Origin of the sequence: Bifidobacterium leontopitheci (assembly GCF_009193355.1) — a bacterium.
In the GTDB taxonomy this organism is placed as follows: domain Bacteria; phylum Actinomycetota; class Actinomycetes; order Actinomycetales; family Bifidobacteriaceae; genus Bifidobacterium; species Bifidobacterium leontopitheci.
Genome location: NZ_WBVT01000012.1, coordinates 63,268 through 70,555, shown reverse-complemented (window position 1 = coordinate 70,555; position 7,288 = coordinate 63,268). Strand labels below are relative to the sequence as shown.

Genomic DNA, 7,288 nt, shown 5'->3' with positions numbered 1-7,288 from the left:
GATCAGGTCCGCGACCTTCCTCATGAAACCGTCGTCGTAATGACGCCTGCGATCCCCACACATGAGAAACCGCACCTCCAATCATCGAATCTGCATTATCGCAGTCCAACAATCGGGGTGCAGTTCATATCCGGGGTAGCCGAGCAGCAGCCGGATCGGCAGCATCCAGCAGCAGCCTATGATCAGGAACGGCAGCAGCACCCGCCGGAACTTGCTCCACAGGAACGCCCGGGCGTTAAGCGCGTCCCCCCTCTTCAACGTGAAGACCAGGCAGAAACCGGACACTGAGAAGAACAGCGGCATCTGCAGCATGTTGATGACGTTCTTTACATGGTCGAGCAGAGGCGCCTGTACGGTGGTGCTGTATAGGTTCCAGCCGCTCGAATAGATGATGATGCTGTGCCCGAACGCCACCAGCATGATTGCGAGCGCACGGATGTTGACGATATCTTCCCGCTTCTTACCCATACGGATAGTGTAGCGCGCGGCCGTTGCGCAGGGAAAGACCGGCGAGGTCGGGAATCGAGCTGTCATGCCGATGTGCGGCGTTCAAGTTTTTGGGATTTTGGGAGCGCTATTCGCGGATTGCGGATTCGCTGGTGATTTGGCAGGTGACCTCATCTCGTGACAGGTATGAAAACGTGACATAGACTGGCGGCGGATGACGGGACGAGGCCGGAACGGTCGCGACACGCCCGAAGTCGTTGCACGGTCGAACGATACGGTTTCGCGAAACGGCCATGTTCTGCGGAAGTTGGGAAACCTATCGTTCGATTGTGCAACGAACCCGGGCGTGTCGCGGTGGCCGTGATGATATTGCCGCCGTTTTCGCAGCTGTTTCGCTGCCATCGCATCTCCTCCAAGGAATGTTCCGCTCGCGATACCTTAGGAATCGTGTGGCTAAGCGATCCCCAGAAGTAAGTCCGCCTGAAAATGTAGCGCGAATGCGGAAAAGTCCGCATGAAAATGTGAATCAGCCTCATATGAGGCGGCTTTCTGCCCGGGCGCGTGGCGGATCGGCCTGTTTCAGGGCACATTCCGGAATAGGCGGGCGTCACTGCGAGTATCAGCGCCGGAATCGTGCAGTGAGTGGCGGAATGAAGCCGTTCTTGTCGGCCGTGTTCTCGGTGTATCTGAGGAGCTGCCCGTCTACACCGGAATGGCCTTGTGCGGAACCGGCAGACAGGCTGGTCACACGCGTGGGTAAGACAATTGCTGCCGTTTGCAGCGTCTGTCACGTTTTTCCGCGAATGACGGCTTGTTGGCGCGTCCCGACCGTTCACGATTTGCGCGGCCTGATAAATCATGAACGGTCGGGATGTGCGAGTGAACATGAATAAGCCCGGAATTCCGCCATTGTGCGGTATCGGCGTGTGTGGTTTTGTGCGCTATGGCGTTCACAATTTGCCGGGCGGTGCAAATCGTGAACGGTGGGCCACCCTCAGTCTCGCTTCGCTCGACAGCTCCCGCCAGCGGGAGCGGGGTGGCCGGGTTGCGCGGTCGCGACACGCCCGAGATTGCTGCATGGTCGAAAGATATGTTTTCGCGGAACGGCCATTTTCGCCAAAGTCCGGAAACATATCTTTCGAGCGTGCAACAGACTTCGGCGTGTCGCGACCTCAACCGCCGGCGCCGACTCTGACGCGCCCCTCACTCGCTGCTTTCGCGCACAATATAGATCGGCAGGCGCGCTTCAACCCCGAATACAAGCGCACGCTGCTGGCCATGTACGAGAAGCCGCGCACCAAGTATCTGGTCCTCGTGCATTGGTGGATACAGCAGCCGGGCATCAAGGACATCCTGCGTGAGCGGTACCGGCTGGTCAGCAAGACGTACGAGGACGGACTCGACGCCGACGTGTACGTGTACGAGTCGAAGTAGGGCGGACGCGATGGCGGTTGGGTGCGGCTACCGGTACGGGTACTGTCCGTCGACGAAAAACAACGGACCGTACTCGTAGACGTTCTGCGAGTACGGTTGGTCATCAAAACATGACGGACCGTACCCGTAGGTGCGCTACGAGTACGGTCCGTCATGTCATCGGCTGAGTCGTCGCTTAGCCGAGCCGGACTGGCTTTCGTCTAGCCATCCCGGTCCGGCCGCCGCTCACTTCGAGGTGAGCGTGAGCGTCAGCGTGCTGCCGTATGTGCCGGCCGGCGTGCCCGCCGGGGCGATGACGGTCAGGTCGGCGCCGTCGAAGGCGGTGTCGCCGTACCGGCCGCCGCCCAGCGAGGCGATGGTCGTCGCGTATGTCGCGGACCCCGCGGTCGTGTCGGCGATGGTCAACCCGTTCTTGGCTGCGGTCTTCACATGGATGCCGAGCGCCTTGCTGCCGAACGTGGTCGCCGTGCCGCCGTCGCGCGTGAAGTCGGTCGCGTCGGCGGTCAGATCCCAGCCCGGCTTGGTCTTCGCGCGCTGGTCGATCACCGAGAACGCGCCCAGCGTTCCCGTAGAGACAGAGCGGCCCAGATCATCCAGCTCCGCGTTCGCGGTGAGCCGCACGGTCGCCTCAGCCGGCGCGACGAAGCTGAACTCGCCGTCCTCCGGCTCGGCGGGTGCGATCACCTCGGCCTCAAGGTTGGCGGTGCCCTCGGTCACCGGGCAGCTGCCGCCGTCGGTCACGGCGATCACGCTGCTGTTGCGGCGTTCGACGTGCGTGTCGATGCTGCGGTCGTAGCAGCGGCCGGTGGAGTCGGATGCCGTGTAGCGGGCGTTCGCCTCGGAGCTGCCGGGCACGGTCGTGTACAGGTCGGAGATCTTCGTCCAGCCGGTCGCGTCCTGCGCGTTGTACGTCCAGCCGAGCGTGTTCGTGCCGTCGGCGCGGGCGGGACCGGTCTGGTTGATGTACTGGAGGTCGACCTTGGTCGTCGCCGTCTTGTCGCCGGCGGTCACCGTCTTCGTGGTGGTGATGCCGGTCGTCTGGTCGATGGACGGCGTGGAGCCCTGGACGTCCGGGGTCGCGCTGGAGAAGGTGACGCTGCTGTCGAGCGTGGTCGTCACCTTGCCGTGCGACGTGTTGACATAGCCGCTGATCGTCGAGTCGTGCGTCGAGGAGACGGTCATCGCCGCCTGGTCCTCGGTTACGGTCGGCTCGGCGGCGAGCGTGTTCGACGTCACTTCGCCGGTCACCTGCTCGCTGCCGTGGTCGCGGTACATGACCAGATTGCCGGCCAGATACCAGAACGAGCCGCCGGTGAGCACGTAGCCGTCACGGTCGGGCTCACGGTCCTGCAGGCCGTAGCCGTTGACGGACACCGTGTGCGAGCCGCCGTCGGACAGGACGCCGGCGAACGGGCTCAGGTCCACACGGTACGCGATGAAGTTGAACGTGTTCGGGCCGGGTGCGGGGCTCCAATGGTAGTAGCTGTAGCCGCCGCCGTTCGTGTACGTGTACTTGTATGGGTAGGCGGGCACCACGCCGGCGGGCGTGCCGTCGATCTTGACGATGAACTCGCGCAGGTTGTCCTTCGGGTCGTCGTTGAGATAGTAGAACTCGTCGGAACGCTGGCCTTCGCGTGTCACGTCCAGGTAGACGTTCTCGATGTTGCGCGGCAGGTCGTCGAACGTGTAGGCGAGCTCCTGCGAATCGTTCCACACGACCTTGCCCTCGTCGGTCGCCGGGTCGAGCGAGCGCACGTCGTCGGCGACTTCGGGTGCGGTTTCGCCCTCGGCCAGCGGGTAGAACTTGAGCCGGGCGCTCATGTGCACGGCCTTGGTCTCCGACTCGGGCGTCTTGTACGGCCCCTGCATGGCGTCGTTGTCGATGTGGACCTTGCCGGACTGCGCCTGGGTGAACAGCGCCGAATACTCGGTCAGGTCGTTCTCCTCATGCCATTCGGGCTCGACCTTCTGCAGGCCTTCCGCGGCGTTCGGATAGTTGCCGGCGAACTGGCCGGGACCCATCGTCGTGCCGTAGTACACGGTCACGCCGCCGAGGAACATCTGCGCGGTCTTGTCGTAGAGGGCGGCGTCGGCGTCCGCCCTGAAGTCGGTCTCGAGCACGACCTTCGCCCACGGTCCCTTGCAGTCCGCCGGCGGGGTGTACGAGTAGTCCTGCGGCGGTGCGCCATCCTTGGGGATGAACTGGTAGTCGTCGAACAGGTTCACCGTGCACGGCGTCGTGCTCGGACGCTCCACCTTCGGCTCGGCGGTGATCGGCTGCACGGAGCCGGCTTCGGCCGACTCGCCGTACGCCCATTGCGCGGCGATCGAGCCGTTCGTGTACCGCGAGGAGGCGGTGATGCTCGCGTCTCCCGCGGCGAGCGCGGCGCTTGACGGGATGGCTGCTGCGAGGGTTCCGGCGGCGGCCATTGCCGCGAGGAGCCGCTTCATGTTGGGTTTCATGGTCTCTCTCCTATGAGAAATCGTGTGGGTTGGTGGGTGGCGTCGGCTGATGACGGCCGGCGGCCGGGGGCGGCGCGGCGGCGTCATCGGACGTCGCGCCGTCATCGACGGCGACGGGTATGACGGCCCGTCGCCGCTGGGGCGGGTGCCCCGGGGCAGATGGCGATGGAAAGAGCAGTGTTGGCGGTGTGCCGACAGTGGGGTGATGGGTGATGGGTGGCGGCTCGCGGCGGTCATGATGGCAGCCGTATCTCGCATGGCGGCTCGCGGCTCGCGGCCGGGTGACGGCGGCTACTCTGACGTTGCGGTTGTCTCAAGTTCAGCCGGCTTGCCGGTCGGCTCGGCAATCGACTCTGTCGGCTGAGCGGTCGGGTCGCCGACTGTCTCGACGTTCAGCTTGGTATCAGGCTCCGCCACGTCCGCAGTGCCCTCGCCGCGAGCCCTGCCGCCGGTTCCGCCGTGCCGTGACTTCCTCGACTTGCGGCGTCTGACGACCGTCACCATCACGAAAGTCAGCACCACGACCAGCATTACGACCACAGTCCATGGCACCGCCCAGATGAACCCGTCATACGTGACGACGGAGAGCGGACCGGGGTCGATTGCGTCGGCCGCGACCATCGGCTGCAGCTCGAGATGCGGCCTGAGCCACATGGTCTGCGGCACGTTGTCGTCGAACCGTAACGTCACCGGAACGCTCGTGCCGGGCAGCAGCTCGTCCACGTCCAGCTGGGTCGTGGCGACCGTGAGCCCGAACCAGCGCAACGAGGCGGCCATCCGACCATGCAGCGCCACGTTGCCGGTGTTCTTCACGGTCGCGCGGACGGTCACCGGCGCGTCGGCTGGGTTGAGTGAGAAGTCCTGACCGGCCGTGACGTTGCTGATGGCGAGCGCCGGCGTGAGCTTGCCGGGCACCCGGATGTACATGCGCACCGCGATGCGCCGCTCCACACGCACGTTGCCATCGCCCTGAGCGGCCACGCTCGCCACGATGCCGGCCGCATGGTCGCCGGGCGTGGCGTTGGCGGGCGTCGCCATCGTGAACTCGACCTGCCGACTCTCCTGCGGCTTGAGCGTCACCTGCACGGAGTCCTTGCCGCCGAACGTGACCCACGATCCGGCTTCGGTCGGCTTCTGGTCGCTGGTTTTGAGCGAGAACGTGCCGTTCTTGCCGGTGTAGGCGTCGCTTGCGCGCACGGTGATGGTCGACTCGACGGTGCCCACGTTGCGGATCTGCACATGGTCGGTGGCCGTGCTGCCGGGCTTCGCTTTGTAGGTGAAGCGGCTGCGGCCGTCCTTGGTCTTGCCGTTCGAGGGCGCGATCGCGATGCCCACCGTGTCGCCGTCCGCGTGGGCGGCCGGCGCGGCCGGTGCGAACAGGCAGATGGTCGCCAGCATGACGATCACGGCCGTGAGGGTTCTGCGAAGAGTGGCCATGGGGACTCCTTTGTGGGTAGGCTTGCGCGGTCGTCGTGTCGTGACGGCGGGATGTGCGGCGGGGGGGGGTACGCGGTCGGGCGGATTATCGCGAGGTGAGCGTGAGCGTCAGCGTGCCGCCGTACGTGCCTGCCGGGGTGCCGGCCGGCGCGGTGACGGTCAGGTCGGCACCGTCGAAGGCAACGTCGCCGTACCTGCCGGATGCGCGGCTGGCGATGGCGGCAGTGTAGCTGGCCGAGCCGGCGGTCGTGTCGGTGGTCGTCAGTCCGTCGGCGGCGGCCGTCCGCACGTGGATGCCCAGTGCGGACGCGGCGAATCCGGCGGTCGTGCCGCGCACGTCGGCGAAGTCGGTCGCGTCGGCGATGAGGTCCCAGCCGGGCTGGGATTTCGCACGTTGGTCGATGACGGTGAAAGAGCCTAACGTTCCCGTCGAGATGGAGCGGCCCAGGTCGTCGAGCTCCGCGTTCGCGGTGAGCTTGACTGTCGCGTCGGCCGGTGCGACGAAGCTGAACTCGCCGTCCTGCGGCTCGGCGGGCGCGATCACCTCGGCCTCGAGACGTGTGCCGGACGCGGCACCCTCGCGCCAGCCGAGCACGGTGCCGTCGTCGGCGATGACGGCGATACGATATGTGGCGGTGCCGCCTTCCGGTACGGCGATGGTGAACGATCCGGTGCCGCTCACGGTGGCTGTGGCGATAATCGCCGCAGGCGGGTACGAGACGAGATAGACGGTCCGGCCGGCGAACGAGGCGTCGGCCTTGACGGTGATCTCGCCACCCGAGGTCTTCCAGCCGAGGCCCTCGCCGCGGTTGCCTTGGGTCAGCGCGGACTCGGGCGGGACTGCGGGGGTTTTGGCCGCGGCGGCCGGGGTGACCGCCGGGTTCTCGGCGGCCGCGGCGAGTGCGGGCGCCGGCGCCATGCAGGCGAGTCCTGTGACGAGGGTAGCCGCGAGGATACGATGATGGTTCATGATGGTCATCCTGGTCGGGGGATTCATGACGTTCGATGGACGACGGAGTCCGTCCGCGTCATCGATGGTGTAGGCTTGACCATATTCGGGAATTGTCCAGATGCCCGGATGCGGTCAATGCCGCGAAGGTGTTGGCTTGGCTTTCCTTGCTTGCAGGTGGGGGATGCCGGGAGCCGTTGGCGTGAAGTTCGTATTGTTGTGGACTCGGTCGGCGGCTCCTTCATTGTCGTTGCGTGGGCTTGTTGACGTCGCCTTCGTCGGCGGCGGTTTCCTGTGACAGTCGTCGTCACATTGCGTTGCGTTTCAATATACTCGCCATGTGGCGGGTTCGTGGGCGGATTATTGAATCTTGCGCGGTCGTGATTTCCCGGGGGAGGGGGCGTCCGGCTGATTTCCAATGCTTTTATGTTTTTATAGGAAATTTTTCAGGTGGCTGTAAGTTGAAAAAGTATGGCTGCGGGCGTGTCGGGACGTGGGAGTCGCGACACGCCGGTGACCGCTGCATGCTCGAACGATAGGTTGCGCGGTTTCGGCGGA

General features: G+C 65.0%; 5 protein-coding genes. 1 reads left to right on the top strand and 4 read right to left on the bottom strand.

Annotated features, from left to right (window positions below):
- Positions 1 to 81 precede the first annotated feature (81 nt).
- A complete protein-coding gene (locus F7D09_RS05495) occupies positions 82 to 468 on the bottom strand; it encodes an acyltransferase family protein (protein ID WP_193312343.1) in 387 nt (128 codons plus the stop codon).
- 1,140 nt (positions 469 to 1,608) lie between these two features.
- Between F7D09_RS05495 and F7D09_RS05490 the strand changes: the two genes are divergently transcribed.
- Complete coding sequence (locus F7D09_RS05490) at positions 1,609 to 1,881, top strand: hypothetical protein (RefSeq protein WP_152234407.1); 273 nt, start codon at positions 1,609 to 1,611, stop codon at positions 1,879 to 1,881.
- A 225-nt stretch (positions 1,882 to 2,106) separates the two neighbouring features.
- Here F7D09_RS05490 and F7D09_RS05485 read toward each other — a convergent pair whose 3' ends face one another.
- The 3 genes from F7D09_RS05485 to F7D09_RS05475 form a co-directional block, all read right to left on the bottom strand.
- Positions 2,107 to 4,344: a peptide-N4-asparagine amidase gene (locus F7D09_RS05485; protein WP_193312342.1), complete on the bottom strand. Its 2,238-nt coding sequence runs from the start codon at positions 4,342 to 4,344 to the stop codon at positions 2,107 to 2,109.
- Positions 4,345 to 4,635: 291 nt separating this feature from the next.
- Positions 4,636 to 5,781, bottom strand: coding sequence for a WxL protein peptidoglycan domain-containing protein (locus tag F7D09_RS05480; protein WP_152234405.1), 1,146 nt, complete (start codon positions 5,779 to 5,781; stop codon positions 4,636 to 4,638).
- A gap of 85 nt (positions 5,782 to 5,866) precedes the next feature.
- Complete coding sequence (locus F7D09_RS05475) at positions 5,867 to 6,751, bottom strand: hypothetical protein (RefSeq protein ID WP_152234404.1); 885 nt, start codon at positions 6,749 to 6,751, stop codon at positions 5,867 to 5,869.
- Positions 6,752 to 7,288 lie beyond the last annotated feature (537 nt).